General features: G+C 63.7%; 21 protein-coding genes and 1 tRNA gene. 13 read left to right on the plus strand and 9 right to left on the minus strand.

Translation table 11 applies throughout. From position 1 onward, the window contains the following. The first annotated feature begins 74 nt into the window (after nucleotides 1-74). A complete protein-coding gene (locus FE240_RS15330) occupies nucleotides 75-1001 on the plus strand; it encodes an AraC family transcriptional regulator (RefSeq protein ID WP_193002187.1) in 927 nt (308 codons plus the stop codon). Between the two features lie 416 nt (nucleotides 1002-1417). Here the strand turns inward: FE240_RS15330 and FE240_RS15335 are convergent. Next, nucleotides 1418-1494, minus strand: a tRNA-Trp gene (locus FE240_RS15335). A 228-nt stretch (nucleotides 1495-1722) separates the two neighbouring features. Between FE240_RS15335 and FE240_RS15340 the strand changes: the two genes are divergently transcribed. The 4 genes from FE240_RS15340 to FE240_RS15355 all read left to right on the plus strand — a co-directional run bounded on the left by FE240_RS15340 (nucleotide 1723) and on the right by FE240_RS15355 (nucleotide 4616). Further along, nucleotides 1723-2265: a hypothetical protein gene (locus FE240_RS15340; RefSeq protein WP_193002190.1), complete on the plus strand. Its 543-nt coding sequence runs from the start codon at nucleotides 1723-1725 to the stop codon at nucleotides 2263-2265. Nucleotides 2266-2536: 271 nt separating this feature from the next. Further along, complete coding sequence (pyrB, locus tag FE240_RS15345) at nucleotides 2537-3457, plus strand: aspartate carbamoyltransferase (protein ID WP_193002192.1); 921 nt, start codon at nucleotides 2537-2539, stop codon at nucleotides 3455-3457. A 10-nt stretch (nucleotides 3458-3467) separates the two neighbouring features. Further along, entirely contained in the window at nucleotides 3468-3926 is a 459-nt protein-coding gene (gene pyrI, locus FE240_RS15350; protein ID WP_193002195.1) for an aspartate carbamoyltransferase regulatory subunit, read from the plus strand. 201 nt (nucleotides 3927-4127) lie between these two features. Continuing rightward, nucleotides 4128-4616: an arginine repressor gene (locus FE240_RS15355; RefSeq protein WP_193002198.1), complete on the plus strand. Its 489-nt coding sequence runs from the start codon at nucleotides 4128-4130 to the stop codon at nucleotides 4614-4616. A gap of 197 nt (nucleotides 4617-4813) precedes the next feature. Here the strand turns inward: FE240_RS15355 and FE240_RS15360 are convergent, their stop codons facing one another. After that, on the minus strand, nucleotides 4814-5125 hold the full coding sequence (locus tag FE240_RS15360; RefSeq protein WP_193002201.1) for a DUF1496 domain-containing protein: 312 nt from the start codon (nucleotides 5123-5125) through the stop codon (nucleotides 4814-4816). A 211-nt stretch (nucleotides 5126-5336) separates the two neighbouring features. Between FE240_RS15360 and FE240_RS15365 the strand changes: the two genes are divergently transcribed. Then, nucleotides 5337-6443, plus strand: coding sequence for a hypothetical protein (locus FE240_RS15365; protein ID WP_226798849.1), 1107 nt, complete (start codon nucleotides 5337-5339; stop codon nucleotides 6441-6443). An 82-nt stretch (nucleotides 6444-6525) separates the two neighbouring features. Here the strand turns inward: FE240_RS15365 and FE240_RS15370 are convergent, their stop codons facing one another. Then, nucleotides 6526-6927, minus strand: a complete 402-nt coding sequence (locus FE240_RS15370) for a hypothetical protein (RefSeq protein ID WP_042044935.1) — start codon at nucleotides 6925-6927, stop codon at nucleotides 6526-6528. A 150-nt stretch (nucleotides 6928-7077) separates the two neighbouring features. Here FE240_RS15370 and FE240_RS15375 point away from each other — a divergent pair, with 150 nt between their 5' ends. After that, nucleotides 7078-8424 (plus strand): bifunctional NUDIX hydrolase/phosphatase PAP2 family protein, encoded by a 1347-nt coding sequence (locus FE240_RS15375; protein ID WP_226798851.1) that lies wholly within the window; start codon nucleotides 7078-7080, stop codon nucleotides 8422-8424. Beyond that, a complete protein-coding gene (ydiK, locus tag FE240_RS15380) occupies nucleotides 8405-9490 on the plus strand; it encodes an AI-2E family transporter YdiK (protein WP_193002207.1) in 1086 nt (361 codons plus the stop codon). Before FE240_RS15375 ends, ydiK begins: the two co-directional genes overlap by 20 nt. 104 nt (nucleotides 9491-9594) lie before the next feature. Here ydiK and dhaM read toward each other — a convergent pair whose 3' ends face one another. The 4 genes from dhaM to FE240_RS15400 form a co-directional block, all read right to left on the minus strand. Then, nucleotides 9595-10320 (minus strand): dihydroxyacetone kinase phosphoryl donor subunit DhaM, encoded by a 726-nt coding sequence (gene dhaM, locus FE240_RS15385; protein WP_193002210.1) that lies wholly within the window; start codon nucleotides 10318-10320, stop codon nucleotides 9595-9597. Continuing rightward, nucleotides 10317-10952 (minus strand): dihydroxyacetone kinase subunit DhaL, encoded by a 636-nt coding sequence (dhaL, locus tag FE240_RS15390; RefSeq protein WP_193002213.1) that lies wholly within the window; start codon nucleotides 10950-10952, stop codon nucleotides 10317-10319. The genes dhaM and dhaL overlap by 4 nt, the downstream gene beginning before the upstream one ends. A 10-nt stretch (nucleotides 10953-10962) precedes the next feature. Then, nucleotides 10963-12033, minus strand: coding sequence for a dihydroxyacetone kinase subunit DhaK (gene dhaK / locus FE240_RS15395; protein ID WP_193002216.1), 1071 nt, complete (start codon nucleotides 12031-12033; stop codon nucleotides 10963-10965). A gap of 212 nt (nucleotides 12034-12245) precedes the next feature. Next, nucleotides 12246-13601, minus strand: coding sequence for an NCS2 family permease (locus FE240_RS15400; RefSeq protein WP_042044929.1), 1356 nt, complete (start codon nucleotides 13599-13601; stop codon nucleotides 12246-12248). Nucleotides 13602-13802: 201 nt separating this feature from the next. Between FE240_RS15400 and FE240_RS15405 the strand changes: the two genes are divergently transcribed. Beyond that, a complete protein-coding gene (locus FE240_RS15405) occupies nucleotides 13803-14135 on the plus strand; it encodes a cupin domain-containing protein (protein ID WP_193002219.1) in 333 nt (110 codons plus the stop codon). Between the two features lie 124 nt (nucleotides 14136-14259). Next, the gene (locus tag FE240_RS15410) at nucleotides 14260-15339 is read left to right on the plus strand and encodes a protein kinase family protein (RefSeq protein WP_193002222.1); all 1080 of its coding nucleotides are present in this window, start codon (nucleotides 14260-14262) and stop codon (nucleotides 15337-15339) included. 95 nt (nucleotides 15340-15434) lie between these two features. Here FE240_RS15410 and FE240_RS15415 read toward each other — a convergent pair whose 3' ends face one another. Both FE240_RS15415 and FE240_RS15420 read right to left on the minus strand, forming a co-directional pair. Further along, nucleotides 15435-15686, minus strand: a complete 252-nt coding sequence (locus FE240_RS15415) for a hypothetical protein (protein WP_042044926.1) — start codon at nucleotides 15684-15686, stop codon at nucleotides 15435-15437. A 31-nt stretch (nucleotides 15687-15717) separates the two neighbouring features. Beyond that, the gene (locus tag FE240_RS15420; protein WP_193002225.1) at nucleotides 15718-16089 is read right to left on the minus strand and encodes a YacL family protein; all 372 of its coding nucleotides are present in this window, start codon (nucleotides 16087-16089) and stop codon (nucleotides 15718-15720) included. 246 nt (nucleotides 16090-16335) lie between these two features. Here FE240_RS15420 and FE240_RS15425 point away from each other — a divergent pair, with 246 nt between their 5' ends. From FE240_RS15425 to FE240_RS15435, 3 genes are all read left to right on the plus strand, one after another. Next, the gene (locus FE240_RS15425) at nucleotides 16336-17472 is read left to right on the plus strand and encodes a glycerate kinase (protein ID WP_193002228.1); all 1137 of its coding nucleotides are present in this window, start codon (nucleotides 16336-16338) and stop codon (nucleotides 17470-17472) included. 99 nt (nucleotides 17473-17571) lie between these two features. Further along, the gene (locus tag FE240_RS15430) at nucleotides 17572-18141 is read left to right on the plus strand and encodes an NnrU family protein (protein WP_193002231.1); all 570 of its coding nucleotides are present in this window, start codon (nucleotides 17572-17574) and stop codon (nucleotides 18139-18141) included. Nucleotides 18142-18179: 38 nt separating this feature from the next. Then, nucleotides 18180-18707 (plus strand): glutathione peroxidase, encoded by a 528-nt coding sequence (locus tag FE240_RS15435; protein ID WP_042044922.1) that lies wholly within the window; start codon nucleotides 18180-18182, stop codon nucleotides 18705-18707. Nucleotides 18708-18709 lie beyond the last annotated feature (2 nt).

Below are 18709 nucleotides of genomic sequence, written 5' to 3' on the forward strand. Positions count from 1 at the left end.
TTTTTCTCCAGCACAGCCCTACCATCAAGGCAATATTCTGCCTATCTTTTGCCTATTTCTACTTTTCCCCAGACATGAACAACAAACAGCCTGCATCCGCCACACGCCAGTCCACCCTCGCGGCCCGGCTCGCCACCCTGGCACCGCGCCACGGCATCACCCCGGCTCCGGTCGCCGGGGTGCACCTCATCTACACCACGGAGCACCATGAGCGCATCCCGGTTCTCTACCGGCCACGCATGATCGTCATCTTGCAGGGGCACAAGGTGGGTTATCTGGCCGAGCACACCTTCCGCTATGACCCCGAGCACTACCTGATGATGACCCTGCCGCTGACCTGCGAGTGCGAGTGCTTCGCCTCTCCTGCACAGCCGCTGGTCGGGCTCTCCATCGATATCGACATCGCGGCGCTACAGGCGCTGCTGCTGGAGATGGGGGACGCGGCTCCGGTCACGGTTGCCGAGCCCGAGCGCGGGGTCCACTCTGTGCCCCTCTCCGAGACCATGCTGTGCGCGGTGGAGCGGCTGGTCGAGGTGTTCGACCAGCCACTGCACGCCCGGGTGCTTGGCCCCCAGATCGTGCGCGAGATCCTGTTCCACGCCCTGCACGAGGGGGGCGGGCCTGCCCTGCTCGCCATGGCCAGCCGCCACAGCCAGGTGAGCCAGATAGCGAGGGTGCTGCGGGTGATGGAGCAACGCTTCACCGAAAACCTGACGGTGGAAGATCTGGCGCGCGAGGCCAACATGAGCGTCTCGGCCTTCCACCACCACTTCAAGGCGGTGACGGCCACCTCACCGCTGCAATACATCAAGTCGTTGCGGCTGCACAAGGCGCGCCTGATGATGCTGCACGATGGCCTCAAGGCGGGCACCGCCGCCAGCCGGGTCGGCTACGAGAGTGGCTCCCAGTTCAGCCGCGAGTACAAACGCTTCTTCGGCACCCCGCCGAGCGAACAGGCGGCCCGCTTTCGCGAAGGGCAGCTGCGTATTGTGGAGGGATAGCGATGGGCACCGCGGTGATCCTGCTCTTGGCCATGCTGGCCTGCGCCTGCACCGGGCTCCCGGCTGGCCGTTTTATCTCGAACACGACCTCGGCGCCTGGTACGAGATAACCCGCCTCGACACTACTCGAATGCGCCCTGAACCAAGTGACCGCCAGCTACCGCCAGCGCAGTGACGGCGACACGAGGATCCCTACGGCACAGTGGCCATGTTTGAAACGTGCTGCGGCAACGCCGTTGAGGCAAAGCGGAAAAAGGGCTGATCTCTTCATCGGTGTGTTCAGGCGCCGATGACCACAACGAAGGGCAGAGTGCCCGCGTGCGGGGATCTAGGCCATGGCCGGAACAGGGGAAGGCAAGATGAGGAGGGCGAGAAAAGCAAAAAGCCGGCACTAGGCCGGCTTTTCTTGAATTTAATGGCAGGGGCGGCAGGACTCGAACCCGCAACCATCGGTTTTGGAGACCGCTGTTCTACCAATTGGAACTACGCCCCTGCAACAAACGAGGCGTAGTATACAAAGCGCGGATCAAAGGTAAAGGCTTTTTTTGTCTGGCAACACCTGATTGCACAAAGTTAACGCACTTCCCGCTATTTTTCGTACATTCCATCCCTAACCATCTGATTTTGCATCTGACTGGAGCGGCTTGCGCCTCATTGGGGTGGGCAACTCATACCTTTGGGGGTAGGGTAGAGACGAAGGCATCGGACAGGGAGGTGCCCCGTGCTCAACTACCGCCTACTGCAACAGCTTGCTCCCCTCAATTTCCGCTATGAGGATCGCACCGAGTCGCTGCCCGACTACCTGAGCCGGGTGACCCCCCTGCTGCCACATATACCCCCCAACCTGCTGGCACAGTGGCTCTACCGCCACTGGCGCGGTTTCGAGTCCAACTGGAGCTTTATCGATCTGGCCCGGCTGCGAGTCTCCCCCTTGATGCTGGAGACAGAGCAACTGCTCGCCGAGGTGGATACCCGCCACATGGAGGTGGTCGAGCGCTGGAGCGAGCTGCTGCGCAGCAACCGTTACGTGCGCCGCTCCTGGCTGGCTGAGTACATGGCCAGCCACGGCACCTGGCCCGAGCCCATCATAGTGCTCGTCCCCCGCGCCGATGAATGCTACCCGGACGGCACGCCCATGCCACACCCACTGGCCCTGCTGGAGGGGCACCATCGCCTCGCTTACCTACAGACCCTGGCGCAGCAGCAGCATCCACTGCAACATCGCCATGCTTTGTGGGTATGCCGACACGTTGACGACATTTAAACGTTTTTCATGCCAAAAATGGTATCAAAAATAAAGTTTTGACAAACTTTTTTTCACCACTATAATCCTTCCGATTTTGCAAAGGGACTGGTCATGTTGTCGCCGATTTTCGCTCAGAAGCCTCAGGTTCTGGCGGGAGAATTCTCCCGGTGCGATGCCGTTGTTACCGGTTCCCGACCCGCAGATCCCGAATTGTTTTGGAAAAAGGCCCCTGTTTCAGGGGCTTTTTTTTTGCCTCTCCACCTCTCCTCTGTCATAGGGAATGCAGACGATGACCAATCCGCTCTATAAGAAACACGTCATCTCCATCTCCGACCTGACCCGGTCTGAAATGGAACTGGTGGTTGAAACCGCACAACGGTTGAAAGCCGACCCGAACGCCCGCTGGTTGCAGGACAAGCTGATTGCCAGCTGCTTCTTCGAGCCCTCCACCCGTACCCGCCTCTCCTTCGAAACGGCGGTGCAGCGCCTCGGCGGCAACATCATCGGCTTCGCCGATGGCGGCAACACCAGCGCCAAGAAGGGGGAGACCCTGGCCGACTCGATTCAAATCATCGGCTCCTACGCCGATGCCATCGTGATGCGCCACCCGAAAGAGGGGGCTGCCCGCCTCGCCTCCGAGTTCTCCCGCGTGCCGGTGATCAATGGCGGTGACGGCTCCAACCAGCATCCGACCCAGACCCTGCTCGATCTCTTCACCATCCGCGAGACCCAGGGGCGTCTGGACAACCTCAATGTCGCCTTCGTCGGTGACCTCAAGTACGGCCGCACCGTGCACTCGCTGGCCCAGGCGCTGAGCCTGTTCAACTGCCGCTTCTTCTTTATCTCGCCGGAGGCGCTGGCCATGCCGGAGTACCTGTGCGAGGAGCTGGAGGAGAAGGGGATCCGCTTCAGCGTGCACGAGACCATGGAAGAGGTGATGCCTGAGCTCGACGTGCTCTACATGACCCGGGTACAGAAAGAGCGCTTCGATGAGACCGAGTACAAGCACATGGCTGCCAAGTTCATCCTCGACCTGCCGACCCTGGAGGGTGCCAAGCCGACCATGAAGATCCTGCACCCGCTGCCGCGGGTCGACGAGATCACCGTGGCGGTCGACAAGACCCCCCACGCGGCCTACTTCGAACAGGCCGAAAACGGCGTCTATGCACGCCAAGCCCTGCTGTCACTGGTACTGAATGAAACTGTCTGAGGGGAAGATCATGTCCGAGAAGTTGCAAGTTGAAGCCATCCGCAATGGCTCCGTCATCGACCACATCCCGGCCTGCCAGGGCATCAAGATCCTCAAGCTGTTCCAGCTGATCGAGACCCGTGAGCGCATCACGGTCGGGTTCAACCTCAAATCCGCAGCGCTGGGCAAGAAGGATCTCATCAAGATCGAGAACACCCAACTGACCGAAGAGCAGGCCAACCAGCTGGCGCTGTTCGCTCCCAAGGCCACCGTGAACATCATTGAGGAGTTCGAGGTGGTCAAGAAGCACCACCTGACCCTGCCGGAGTGCATCGAGGGGGTATTCGAGTGCCCCAACTCCAACTGCATCTCCCACAACGAGCCGGTGGCCAGCCACTTTGCGGTGCGTGAGGTGAAAGGGGCGGTGCGCATGAAGTGCAAATATTGCGAGAAGTCCTTCACTCAGGACATCGTCAGCGCCCTCTTCTAAGAGGTTTATGCAGAAAAATGACTAAAAAGGGGCCGGCTGGCCCCTTTTTTGAAGCCGGTCACATCGGGAAACGGCCAGAACGCTATAATTTTCGCGCGATGCAGCGGATTTTTGTAAAGATCAGAAAATATTCAGAGCAATGCCCTGCATAAATTCCATTCAACCAGACGCATGCCCCGCATGCCAGCAAGGAGATGCAGGATGGCCAAGAGCCTGTCGAACGCCGGCGAGATCGCCCACGACACCGCCCAACTCGAGGCCTGCCGGCAGATCATTGCCCGCCACTGTTACAGCACGCAAGAGGAGATCCGGCGCGAGCTGGCCCACTTCGGCTTCCCCGACATCAGCCAGTCCACCGTGTCGCGCCTGCTGCGTCGCCTCGGGGTCGCCAAGGCGCAAAATGCCAGTGGCAAGAAGGTCTACACCATAGTCGATGAACAGCTGGAGAACGTAGACAGCACCCACTCGATCCATGACATGGTCAAATCGGTGGAGCACAACCAGCAGCTGGTGCTGATCCACACCACGCCGGGGGCCGCCACCGTGGTGGCGCGGATGCTCGATCGCCACGCCAACCCGGAGATCATGGGGGCGGTGGCCGGTAACGACGTGGTGCTGGTCGCACCACGCCACATCAGTCGAACCCGTCAGACCCTGGAGGCGGTGATCCGCACACTCAAGGCCCACTGACTCCGATCAGGAACGAACCGAACGATCTTCCCTCTCGGCCCGCTCGCGGGCCAACAGACGCTTGAACCACCAGCTGTTGCGGCGACGATGGGTATAAGAGGAGCGACGGGCCATGAGCTTCTATCCTAGGTTGCTAGCCGGGGCGGGAATTATGCGGCAATCCCCTCCCCCCTGTCTTTAGCTGGATCAATAAATCCTCATGCTCCGGTACGCAGCCGGTTTTTTGGTGCAGGTTGGGGCTCCTTGCCCGGCTCTGGTGTACGCCACATGAGCGGGCCATTGCTCTCCTGCTCATTCTGCGGCGCACAGATCAAGGCCCCTTCCGGCAAGTTGAGCACTGCGCCTTCCGAATAACGCTGCTCGGCATACCAGCAGACCCGCTCACCCGGATTGGCCGGCAACAAGAGACGCGTCCCTCCGTGGTTACCGCGAGCGAGGATCTCTCCACTCGCCCCGCCGACCATGCCGAGGGCCAGCAGCCCCGCTAGCCATACCCCAACTCTTCTCATTGCACGCTCCCACTCTCGGTTTACCTGATCAAAGCGACCAATTGCGGCAAAAAGTTGATCTATTCGCGCCCCCGCGCTGGCTTTCCCAAACGGTTGTGATAGCCTGCGCGCCGACCTGCCTGAGCAATTGGTGAACAGCTCATCCCGCCCGCTGACACCGTCGGAAAGGTTCCAATAATCTCTATTATATCAATTACCTGGACGTATTTTGATGCGTATCATATCCCTTCTCAAGGTGGCACTGCTCGGCCTGACGCTGAGCGGTTGCGTGGCCCCCTTGCTGATCAACCCGGCCGGCCAACTGATGTGGGCCCTGCTAAAGCCCTTGGTCGGTTTCGATCCCAACGAGGCCAACCTGTTCGAGCAGCCGCTGGTCAAGGATCGCATGACCGCCATCCTCGGCCCCCACTATGACACCACCCTGAACCTGCTCAAGACCGCCAACGAGCTACAACAGGAGGGCCCCCTGTTCTACGCCCTCTCCCAAATCGCCCCCGGCGTGACCGACCAAGCCGGACTGGTCTGGAATGCCGACAGCAACCAGATGGCCGTCATGCTGGTCGACAAGCAGGGCACCCAGGTCTTTGCCGAACCCGGCCAAAGCCCGATCTGGCCCACCGCCATGCAGGGGTGGGGCAGCGCCAACGGCGCCGCGCAGGCCACAGGCCGTAACGCCGTTCAAACCGTGAGCGATAGCGCCAGCGCCGTGGGCAGCGGCCTCTCTGCCGTCAGTTCCACCCTGAGCGTCTTGAGCAATCCACAGCAGGCGGTGGGCCAGTTGATTGAGGGCAGCACCCAGTCACTGGTCGACGGGGTGCAACAAAAAGCGGTGCAGGCGGCCAGTGACACCGTGAGTCAGGCCCAGCAAAGCGCCAGCAAGACAGCCAGCGACGCCGTCGGTCAGGCCCAGCAGAGTGCCAACAAGGCAGCCAGCGACGCCGTCACTCAGGCTCAGCAAAGCGCCAGCCAAGCCGCCAGCGAGGCCGTCACTCAGGCCCAGCAGAGCGCCAACCAAGCCGCCAGCGAGGCCGTCACTCAGGCCCAGCAGAGCGCCAGCAAGACAGCCCGCGAGGCCGTCACTCAGGCACAGCAAAGCGCCAACCAAGCCGCCAGCGAGGCCGTCACTCAGGCCCAGCAAAGCGCCAGCAAGACAGCCAGCGAGGCCGTCACTCAGGCCCAGCAAAGCGCCAGCAAGACAGCCAGCGAGGCCGTCGGTCAGGCTCAGCAGAGCGCCGACAAGGCGGCCAGCGGCGCCGTCGCAACCCAGGAGCAGCAACGGGCTGCCGCCGAGGCGGCGCTGGAGCAGCTACTCAACTGAGTCATGCCGACAGGGCCACTCTCACCTTCGATGAAAACCAAAAGGCCACCTCACGGTGGCCTTTTGATTGGGCGGGGCGCGCTTAAGGCTGATAGCGATCGTGAGCGCGCTCACGGCTCACCGGCTCCACCGCAGGGGTGCTCTCACGAGCGCCATGTTCAATGGCGGTACGAACGAGATCGACCCCGGCACGGATCAGCAATACCCCCATGTGAACCAATTTGACGCAGACCCACAGGAACGCCATCAACAGGATCAACTTGAGTACCGTCTGGAATGCCTCCAGGAAGTTCTGCTCGAGTTGGGCGGTCAGCCCGTTGGCACTGGTCATCAACCACTCATAGACCTCGCGCACGAAGGGGATGCGGCTTGGCATCTCCAACACATCGAGCGCCGCCGGCAGGGCCTGAAAGATGACCACACAGCCAAACAGAATCAAGATGACGCCGAGGGTGATCCCGGCAAAAAAGGCAAATTGTTTCATGGGTGAACCAGTCTAAAGGGAGTGGCAGAACTATAACCGTTTCAGGCCCTCCCTGTCATGGCAGGGTCGGTAACCCTTGTCGACGTCAGTGCTTTCTGTGACCCTATGGGCACTTTTATCCTTTGCGAGAAACACCCGGTGAGATTCTGGTTGATATGGTCGCTGCTGCTACTGGCCTTTGGCAGCCGTGCCGAGGGGCCCGTGGCCGCCATCTGCGTCGTACAGCATCAGGGCAAGGTGCTGATGGTGCAGGATCGGGTCTCCGATCGTTTCGGCATCACCGGCGGTTACATCGATGGGGGCGAGACGCCCGAACAGGCCGCCGTGCGCGAGCTGCACGAAGAGACCGGCCTCGTTGGCGAGGTGCTGAGCCATCTCGGGCGCATTGAGCACTCCCGCACCGAAGTGTTTGCCTGCCGCACCCGCGAGCCGTTGCAGGTGACCGCCGATGGCGCCGTCAACCTGCTTGGCGCCCCCAACCTAGGGGGGGAGATCCTCAGCGCTCGGCTGGTCAATCTGACCGCTCCCGACGTGGCGCTGCGCTTCCCCGAACATGCCGACTGGCTGCTCGCCCACTTGCCAGGCCAATCGGACAGCGCCATCACCGAGCTGAGCGATTTCAGCCAACAAGGTATGCTGCTGCACCGGGCCGAACTACCCTGGCTGCGCCTGCTGCAACACGGGCTCGAGCCCATCTCCCCCCTGTTGGCAGCGGCCAATCTGTTTGGGGAGCAGGCGCTCTACCTTATTTTGCTGCCTCTGTTGCTACCCTGGCTCGGCTGGCAACGGCTGCGGGGTCTGCTGTTTGCACTCGGCACCCTGGCGCTGGCCATCACCCTGCTCAAGATCAGCATCGGCTGGCCGCGCCCCTTCCATCTGGATCCGGCATTGGCCAGTCAGGCCAGCAGCGGCTTTGGTATGCCAAGCGGCCACACCGCCACCGCCCTGCTGTTTTGGGGCCTGCTGCTGCAAGGATGGCCGCGCTGCCGCCACCCCATGCTGTGGGCCAGCCTTATCGCCCTGCTGACCGGGCTGGCCCGCATCCGGCTCGGAGTGCACTTCCCCAGCGACGTGGCTGGCGGCATGCTGCTTGGCGCCGCGCTGCTCAGCCAGAGCGAGCGACTCGCCCGGCTGGCCGAACGACCACGCGCCTGGTGGGCCCTGAGCCTGCTTGCCATGCTGGCGGCCTGGCCGACCCAGATCCCGGCGCTGGCGGCACTGGCCAGCCTCGGGGTCGGCATCAGCCTGGGCCAGAGCCTGCCACTGCAACGCCAGAGCGGCGCTCACCTGCTACTGGCCCTGCTGGCACTGACCGGCAGCCTGCTGTGCGGCCTGCTGATGTGGCAGCTACCCTATCTGCTTGGCAGCACCCTGTTGATCCTGAGTCTGCAATGGCTTGCCCTGTTACTGCTCGGCCTGTGGCTGAGCGCCGGCATCTGGTGGTGCCTGACCCTCCCCCTGTTTGGACGAGAAGAGCATGAACGACAAGAAGCGTGATTTGGCCAAGATCACCCTGGGGATCCTCTTTATGGGGATGCTCATCATCTCCAGCCTGTGGGTGCTGCGCCCCTTCCTGCCCGCCCTCATCTGGGGCACCATGATCACCATCGCCACCTGGCCGGTATTGCGGCTGGTGCAGCGCCTGCTGTGGGGCAAACGGGCACTGGCGGTGCTGGTGATGACCAGCGCCCTGCTGCTGCTGTTTGTCATCCCCCTCTCGATGGCGCTCGCCACCATGGCCGAGAAGGTGCCCCTCCTGCTGGAGTGGGCCAGCACCATGAGCCACTCCACGCCGCCCGAGCTGCTCTGGCTCAGTCAGATCCCGCTGGTCGGTGACAGCCTGCTCGAGCTGTGGCGCCAGATCCTCGCCAGCGGCGGCCAGGTGCTGTTTGCCAAGCTCTCCCCCTACATGGGGCAGACCGCCAAGTGGCTGGCCTCTCAGGCCGGTAACCTCGGCATGCTGGTGATCCACTTCCTGCTGACGGTGGCGGTGTGCGGTCTGCTCTATCACTCCGGTGAGAAGGCCGCCTGCGAGATCCGCCGCTTCGCCCACCGGCTGGCCGGGGAACGCGGCGACAACGCCACCGTGCTCGCCTCCCAGGCGATCCGTGCCGTCGCCCTCGGCGTGGTGGTGACCGCCTTGGTGCAGGCCACCGTGGCTGGATTTGGCCTGCTCATCGCCGGTATCCCCTACGTCATGGTACTGACCGTTCTGATGTTCGTGCTGATCATCGCCCAGATCGGAGCCTTGCCGGTATTGCTGGCCTGCGTCGGTTACCTCTATTGGAGCGGCGACAACACCTGGGGCACCTTCCTGCTGGTGTGGTCCGTCTTCGCCGGCAGCATGGATAACTTCCTGCGCCCCTACCTCATCAAGCAGGGGGCGGATCTGCCACTGATCCTGATCCTGGTCGGCGTCATCGGCGGTTTGCTCGCCTTCGGCATCATCGGCCTGTTCATCGGCCCCGTCGTGCTGGCCGTGGCCTACACCCTGCTCGACGCCTGGATCCAGGAAGGAGAAGAGGCCGAGGCCCGCCAGCAGATCGCTGACACGCCGCACTAAGACGATCGGGCTCCTGACCCCGTCACGGAGCCCAACCGCCTAGGCGGCGCCCCCATCACGCCGGCTCAGGGCACTTGGCATTGCGCCGGCCTGAGCCGGGCCATTCAGAGCCCATCACCGAAACGCTCGGCGGCCAGCAGACGAAAACAGGTCAGCGCCGCCTCGGCGTCCGGGCCACGGGCCTGCAAGGTCAGCACCTCGCCACGCTTCACATCCAGCAGCGCCAGCCGGCTTAGGCTGCGCGGATTGGCCTCTTTGCCCCCCTTGAGCAGACGTAATTCGGCAGTAAACGGCTTGAGCGCCGCCACCAAACGCGCCGCCGGGCGCACGTGCAAACCGTGCCGGTTCTCCACCACCACCTGACAACTGTGCCATGGCTCAGGGGCGGGCTCAGGCTCGGCCAGTTGTACCGGCTCGGGCTCCTGGTGACCCAGCATCGCCAGCTTGGGCGCCAGCGCCCCCAGCGCTTCAGCCGCGACGGCCTCCAAGCTCAGGCCCGCCCCGGCGGCCACCACGGCGGCCAGGGTGCCTTCCACCAGCGGCGCCGGACACAGGCGCACCCGCTCGCTCAGCTCGGAGGGCAACAACTCAAGCGCCGTCTCGGCGCTCAGCAGCGCACTGCCGAGATCCATCAGCACCAGCACACCACTGCCATCATCCGCCGCCTCGATGGCGCTCATCACCGCCACCGCATCGGTACCGATGGGATACTCCACATCATCCACGCCTGCCGCCACCTCGAGTCTGGCCGGTGAGCCGAGCTGGCCCGCCAGCTCACGAATGCCGGCCGCCAGGGTCGCGCTGTGGGAAACCACGACTATGCCTATCATGCCGCCTCCTCCACGATGCGTGCGAGCGTGAGCAGCAGCAGCCAGCTCGAGGTCGCGCCAGGGTCTTGATGACCGATACTGCGCTCACCGAGGTAGCTGGCGCGCCCTTTGCGGGCCTGCATCCCTATGGTCGCCTGAACCCCTTTCTCGGCCGCGCTCAGTGCAGCGGCAAGCGCCGGAGCGAGCGCGATTCCCCTCGCCTCGGCGTCGGCTAGCGCCGCCAGTGCCGGCCACCAGGCGTCGCACATGGTCTTGTCGCCAGGCTCGGCGCGCCCACGCGCCACTATGCCCTCGACCCCTTCGCGCAGCATGGCGTGCAGCTCACTCAAGGTCAGGCTCTGGTGGCCATCGGCAACCTGAGCCGTCCGAATGAAGAAAGTGCCGTAAAGCGGCCCGCTCGCCCCACCCACCGACGAGAGCAATGTCATGCCGGTGGTCTTGAGGATCTGGCCTATCTCCTGATCGGCCACACTCGGCAGCTTTTCGGCCACTTTGGCAAAGCCGCGCTGCATGTTGATGCCGTGGTCGCCATCACCGATGTCGCTGTCGAGACCGGTGAGAAAATCCCGCTCCTGCTGAAACACCTCGGCACAGGCCATCAGCCAGGTCACTATCTGCTCTCTGGTCAGCATGCCCGGCTCCTCAGCAGCCACGGCGCAGGGCCGGGGTATGAACGGGGGCATCCCACAACTGCATCAGCTCGTCATCCACCTTCACCAAGGTGATGGAGATGCCGGTCATGTCGAGGGAGGTGCAGTAGGGGCCAATCAGGTTACGCACTATGTGGATGCCCGCCTCGTCACACAGCTGGGCCAGCTTGCCATAGACCCCGTAGAGCTCGGAGAGCGGCGTTCCCCCTAGGCTGTTGACCAGGGCGATGACCCTATCCCCCTTGCCGAGCGGTTCGATGGTGAGCGGCGCCTCCAGCCAGCGGCCGCGCTCCCGATCCCAGTAGCGCAGGGTACGGCGGTAGTGTCCCTCTTCGGTCAGGGTCAGGAATATCTGCTCGACCAGGGTGTCGAGGTCTTGGTAGGAGCGCCGTTCGATACCCGGCTCCCCGTGGATGCCGACCCCAAACTCCAGTTCGTCATCCGCCAGGGTGAAAGAGGGTTTGCCGGCCGCCGGTACGGTGCAGGCGTGCAGGGCGACCCCTATACTGCGACTTTGGTTGTTGATGCGCCTAGCCAGCGCCTCGCAGCGATCCAGATCATAACCCGCCTCGGCGGCGGCCCCCACCAGCTTCTCGATGAGCACGGTGGCGGCGACCCCGCGCCGGCCGGCGGTGTAGAGGCTGTCTTTGACCGCCACGTCGTCATCGATCAGGGCGAAGCCGACCCTGACCCCTTCCCCGTGCAGCAGCTCAACCGCGGTCTCGAAGTTGAACACATCACCGGTGTAGTTCTTCACCAGAAACAGCACCCCCTCACCGGCATCAACGGCGTGGGCACACTCGTACATCTGATCCGGGGTCGGTGAGGTGAACACCTCGCCGGGACAGGCGCCATCGAGCATGCCCCGCCCGACAAAGCCCCCGTGCATCGGCTCATGGCCGCTGCCGCCACCGCTCACCAGGGCCACCTTGCCGGCCACCGGGGCATCGGCGCGGGTGATGAAATGGGGCTCGATGCGCACCTTTAGCTCGGGATGAGCCGCCGCCATCCCCGTCAGTTGTTCGCGCACCACGGCATCGACCGCATTGATCAGCTTCTTCATCTCGACTCCTCCTGCCCAGCGGGCATGAATGATGTTGCCAGTCTAGGGAGTCATTGCCCCCTGCCAAGAGGGGGCGATCACGTTTCGCAACGAAACGGATCCGCCATCACCACCTTGTCGCCCTGCCCCCGCGCCGGCTGGCAATGGCGAAAATCGGGCCCAGCGCACCAACAAAAAGGGCGCCCGCAGGCGCCCTTTTAAACGGTCGGGGATCAGATGGCCCAGCCGCCGGCATAGAAGGCCACCAGCGCCAAGGCGATGAGCACAGAGCCGAGGTTGAGCTTGCGCCACTCACCGGCAAACAGGCGGCCCACCACCAGGGAGGCAAAGCCGATCATGATGCCGGTAACGATGTTACAGGTCAGGACGATGAAGACGGCGCACAACATGCCAGCCAGGGCGTCGACGCTGTCCTTGAAGTCCAGCTTGGTGATGTTGCCAAGCATCAGCAGACCCACATACATCAGGGCCGGGGCGGTGGCATAGGCCGGCACCAGGTAGCTGAGCGGGGAGAGGAAAATCATCATCAGGAACAACACGCCGACCACGGTGGCGGTCAGGCCGGTCTTGCCGCCTGCGGCAGCACCGGCCGCCGATTCGATATAGACCGCGGCCGGCGCCCCACCGACGGCGCCGGCGACGATGCTGCTGACCGAGTCGGCGGTCAGCGCCTTGCCACCACTGATGATGTGGCCACGCTCATTGATGAGCCCGGCCTGCCCTGCCACGGCGCGAATGGTGCCGGTGGCGTCGAACACGGCGGTCATCACCAGCGCCAGCACGCTCGGGATCACGGCGGCGTTGAGGGCCCCCATGATGTCCATGCTGCCCACCAGAGACCCCTTCTCGCCGGTCAGGCTCGGCATGGCGAAGAAGCCCTGCCAGCTCACCTTGGGATCGAACAACAGGCCGATGAGGGAGATGGCGACGATCACCATCAGGATCCCGCCCGGCACACGGCGGCGTTCCAGGCCGAAGATGGCCGCCAGCCCGAGCAGGGTCATGATGACCGGGAAGGAGGTGAAGTCACCGAGCTGTACCGGCAGGCCGGGGCCCGGATTCTTGATCACCAGATTGACGCCGTTGGTGGCGATCAGCAGCAGGAACAGACCGATGCCGATGCCGGTGCCGTGGGCAATACCGGAAGGGAGGTTGGTCAGGATCCACTGGCGCACGCCGGTCACGCTGATGAGAGTGAACAGGATCCCCATCCAGAAGATGGCGCCGAGGGCGACCGGAATCGAGATCCCCTGCCCCAGCACCAGGCTGAAGGCGGTGAAAGCGGTGAGAGAGATGGCGCAGCCGATGGCCAGCGGCAGGCGGGCCCACAGCCCCATCAGCAAGGAGCCGAAAGAGGCGATGAGACAGGTCGCCACAAACACCGGCCCCTGCTCGAAGCCCGCCGCCCCCAGCATGTTGGGCACGACGATGATGCTGTAGACCATGGCGAGGAAGGTCGTCAGGCCGGCGACCACCTCTTGGCGTACCGAACTGCCGCGCGCATGGATAGAGAAATAGCTGTCCAGGAAACCGCCTCTTCCTGAGGCGACCGTATGCTGCTCTGCCATAGTGGTTCTCGCAAAAAGTATGAAGGAAATCGTTTGTTTTATGGCCGCGCAAAATAGCAGGAAATGCAGCAAATTGCAGCGACTTCCTCAAACGTTTTCCTATTTTTCGCCGCAGTTATCCTCAAATGACGACCTGCGGCAGCAAGGGGTCACCCTCCCCTATCTATACTCAGGGCAAACCCGGAACCGGAGATCTGCGTCATGCACAGCGGCAATCTGCTCGGCGCCCTGCCCGACACCCTGCCCACCGAGCTGTTTGAAACCCTCCTCAGCACCGATCGCCTGCGCATCGAGCGCATCCTCTCCCGCGGCCAGAGCACGCCGAAGGGGGAGTGGTATGAGCAGGAGGAGCACGAGTGGGTACTGCTGGTCAACGGAGAGGCACTGCTGGCCATTGTGCTCCCTGGCGAGGATGAACCGGCCACCCTGCGCCTTGGCCCCGGTGATTACGTCAACCTGCCGGCCCGCTGCCGTCACCGGGTGGAGTGGACTGCGCCGGATCGGGTCACCGTCTGGCTCGCCATCTTCTACTAAAAAAGGGCTCTTACGCATCCCTTCATCTTTATGTGTGATGAAACCGTCACCATGCCTTCCCCTCGCTGGCCCCAGCCGGATAAAGGCTCTAGCCTGTCCTCACACGCCTAGCAAGGGGTAAGCCATGAATCCCAAGATCCATGCCCGTCACGCCCGACTCAAGGCCGTACTCGCCTCCGGTGAGGAGCTGCGCATCGGCGACGAGCGGGACTGTCCTCTCCCCCTCGAGCAGTTACAAGATCTCGATGCCGGCCACCCCATGGTGCGCGCCGTGCATGGAGGCGGCCTCACCGCCGATGTGCTGCATCTCGACATCGACGGCCACGAGTGGTGCCTAAAACGGGCGCGCCCCATCTCGCGGGTAGCCAATGTGGACGGCGAGACCGCCTTCCTCACCGAGCTGGAGCGGCGCAGCGAGATCGAGTCCCTGCGCGAACACCACCCAGGCGCTCTGCCCCAGGTGGTGTGCACCTGGTTTGGCTCACTGCGCATGGGGCTGCTGCTCTCCCCCTGGCTGCCCGGCCGCCCCATTCAGCGCATCAGCGAACGCAACCTGAGCCAGATGCTCAATGCCGAGGCCGAGCTGGCCCGCTGGGGCTTCTTCGACTGGGACCCAAGCCCAGGTAACCTGCTCGACGATGGCCAGCAGGTTCGCCTGTTCGATTTTGGCTACATGTGGCCCTTCGATCCCCTGCACGAATTCAACTCCAACGGCCTGTGCGATCCGGACTTCCACGTTCCCGAGCGCCTCGAGACCCGCACCCTCTCAGGACTCTGGCTCGGAATGGACGATCCCCTGCCCCAGTTCCAGCTATGGCGCGAGCTCTGCCTCGAGTGGGCTCGTGAGGAGTTGGCCAGCCTGAGCCGGCGCGGCGCCTCTCCTGCCGTGCTGGAGCGACTGGAGCGGCTGCGCGATCGCTGGCGCGCAGCCCTCGCCGGCCCCGAGGCCCTATGGGCCAACTGGCTACAGGACATGTACCGCAGCCACCAGCTCGACGTGCAGGACGACCTCAGCGGTCAGAGCGCCACCCCCCTCACCCTCAAGCGGCTCGACTGGATTGAACAGTATCTGGAGCGCGACTTTCATCTGCTGCAAGAGCACCTCTGCGCCGCCGACGCGGGGCGCTCGCGCGAACAGCTGCGCGCCCGCTACCGGGATCTGCGTCGCCGGGTGGAGGCCTGCCAGCTCTATCCTGATGACTAACCCTGCTCAAGGGCGCCATCAAGGATGCGGCCTCCCGCCACAATAAGATGCAAAAAGCCCCGCCGAGGCGGGGCTTTTCATGGGCGGCCGCTCGCTTAGCGGCCCGATTCGGCGATCACGCGGGCGACGATGTCGGCGCGCTTACTGGGCTCCATCTCCTGCAAGGCGATCAAGGCGGCCTTGATCAGCACCCCCTTGGGAATGCTCATGTCGTCAAAAGTGATGGTGGCGTCCAGATGCAGGGAGTGCAGACGGCTGGCATCCTTCGGCCCCAGGGTCAGTTGCAGGGTGAGCGGGGAGCCCTTCTTCTTGGCCTTGTCGGCCTTCTTGCTGTCGATATCAGACATAGTGATGCAATCCTGTTGTGTGATGCGGGACTTACCAGTCCTCGTTGCGAATAAAGGCGCGCCATGAGGTCAACACGGCGGCAAAATCTTCGAGGCCGCACAGGGCCAGTTGCTCATCGTCATAGTAGGCGAGATCGTCGAGATCCTCGTCCAGGCTGATGTTCAGCACGTTGGCCTTTACCTCGGCCTCCTCCTGGGTCAGGGTCAGTGAATAGTCACGACCGGGGCGACGTACCTCTTCTTGCTGGCGGGCAGAGAGACGGTCGATGGCGGCGAACAGCTCCTCGAGCACGCCCTCGTCCTTGCCCACCTCGTCGATCAGCCACTGGCCGATGGCCTCATGCCCCATGGAGAAGCGGGCGCGATAGCCGCCAAAGCCGTCACGCCGAAATTCATAATCCATCGTGGAGTCCAACTGGGGTAAAGTGGGGCCTATTCTAGCGGCACGGGCCCGCCAGCGACAGCCCGGTCGGCCAATCGCACCGTAAAGAGCAGGAAACGGGGCGACCGCAGCGCCCCGCCACCTCCCGCGGCGCCATGAGAGCCCACCAAGTACACCGCGTCTTGATGAAAAGCGCGAGGATGGCGCCTCCCCCTTGTCTCATCCCCGATAGGGCGCCAGCCTTGCCCCCGCCTGAGGAGAAATGTCATGCACATCGTCATCGCCCCCGACTCCTTCAAAGAGAGCCTGAGTGCCATGGAGGTGGCCGATGCCATCGAGGCCGGGTTTCGCCAGGTGCTGCCCGATGCTACCTACCTCAAGCTGCCGATGGCCGATGGCGGCGAAGGCACGGTGCACTCCTTGGTGGACGCCACCGGTGGGCGCATCGTCTCGGTCGAGGTGACCGCGCCGCTTGGCAACCGGGTCGCTGGGTTTCTCGGCCTGCTCGGGGATGGCAAGCGCGCCGTCATCGAGATGGCGGCCGCCTCGGGCCTGCACCTGGTACCGCCCGAGCGGCGCAACCCCCTGCTCACCACCAGCGTCGGCACCGGCGAGCTGATCCTGGCGGCCCTCGATCTCGGGGTCGAGCAGCTGATCCTCGGCATCGGTGGCAGCGCCACCAACGACGGGGGCGCCGGCATGATGCAGGCCCTCGGTGCCCGCCTGCTCGATGGCGAGGGCGCAGAACTTCCACCCGGTGGCGGCGCGCTCGGCCAGCGGGCCCGCATCGATCTCAGTGGGCTCGATCCGCGTCTGGCACAGCTGCACATTGAGGTAGCCTGCGACGTGGACAATCCCCTGTGTGGCCCCCAGGGCGCCTCAGCCATCTTCGGCCCGCAAAAAGGCGCCACCCCGGCCATGGTGGCCGCGCTCGATGCCCACCTAGCCCACTACGCCGCCTGCATGGAGCGCCAATGCGGTATTGCGGTGATAAACCGCCCCGGTGCGGGAGCGGCCGGCGGCATGGGGGCCGCCCTGATTGGCCTACTCGGCGCCACGCTCACCCCCGGGGTCGACCTCGTCATCGACGCCCTGGGGCTGGCGGAGGCCGTCGCCGAGGCGGATCTGGTGGTGACTGGTGAGGGACGCCTCGACAGCCAAAGCCTCCACGGCAAAACCCCGATCGGAGTGGCTCGCTGCGCCAAACGGTACGGTAAGCCGGTGCTCGCCATCGTCGGCAGCCTCAGCGACGACTACGCCGTGGTGCATGAGCACGGGCTGGATGCGGTGTTTGCCGTGGTCAACCGGCCCATGACCCTGCCGGAGGCGCTCGCCAATGCGCGCAGCAATATCGAACTGACGGCCCGCAACGTGGCGGCCTTGTGGCGGCTCGGCGCCCGTTAGCCAACGCCGGCCAGCAGGCCGGCTTTTTTATCCGCGCCGCTGCCCAAGGACGCAGGCTTGCGGCATCATAGGCGCCAGCATTTCGCCACGGAGGCATTCATGCTACTGCTCACCCTCGGACTCCTGCTGTTTGCCTTGCTCCACCTCTCCCCCAACCTCTGGCCGGCGCCGCGCGCCATGTTGTGCAAGCGCCTCGGCGAATCGCGTTACAAAGGCCTTTTCTCGCTCGGTGTCCTCTTCGCCTGCGCCCTCATCTTCGCCGGCTGGCGCGCCAGTGCGCCGCTCCCCCTCTACACTCCGCCGCCTTGGGGCTGGCCGGCGGCCATGGGCATGCTGCCACTGGGGATCTGGCTCATCTGCGGTTCATTCGGCCCCACCCATCTACGCCAGTGGTTACGCCATCCCCAGTTGCTCGGCGTGCTGCTATGGGCCATGGCTCACTTGCTGGTGAATCACGAGGGACGCGCCCTGCTGCTCTTTGGTACCCTTGCACTCTGGTCGCTGCTCACACTGGTGCTGATCCTCCGCCGCGACGGCTGGCATTCGCCCCCCTCAAGGGCTGACTGGCGCGCCGATCTCGTCAGTCTAGTGACTGCCATACTGCTGGTGAGCGGTCTGCTGCTGGGCGGCCACCAATGGTTGACCGGCATGGCCCTGCAACTGCACTGAACCGACCCTCTTTCCTATTCAAGCCAAGGAGTCCCCTGATGAAGCCTCTCGTGATTGCGGCCCTGCTCGGCGCCGCCAGCGCCCAGGCCTGCCCCGACTACCTCAACCTGGAACTGCGCGAGCTGGCCAGCACGACCCGCCACAACTTGTGCCAACTGACTGAAGGCAAGGTGGTGCTGGTGGTCAATACCGCCTCCTACTGCGGCTACACCAAGCAGTTCGCCTCCCTTGAGCGTCTACACCAACAGTACGCCGACAAGGGGCTGGTGGTGCTCGGCTTCCCCTCCAATGACTTTAATCAGGAGGATGGCAGCGAACAGAAGGCCGCCACCCTCTGCCGGCGCGACTATGGGGTCACCTTTCCCATGTTCAACTTCAGCCACGTGAAAGGCGCCGACGCCAACCCCCTTTTCAAGGCGCTGGCCGCCCAGTCCAAGGCTCCCGACTGGAACTTCAACAAGTACCTGATTGGCCGCGATGGCAAGCTGATCGCCCGCTTCAACGCAGGACAGACGCCGGATCGCAACCCGGTGCTGCGCGAGATAGTGCAACACCTCGGCCAATGAGG

It is taken from the genome of Aeromonas simiae (assembly GCF_014892695.1).
In the GTDB taxonomy this organism is placed as follows: domain Bacteria; phylum Pseudomonadota; class Gammaproteobacteria; order Enterobacterales; family Aeromonadaceae; genus Aeromonas; species Aeromonas simiae.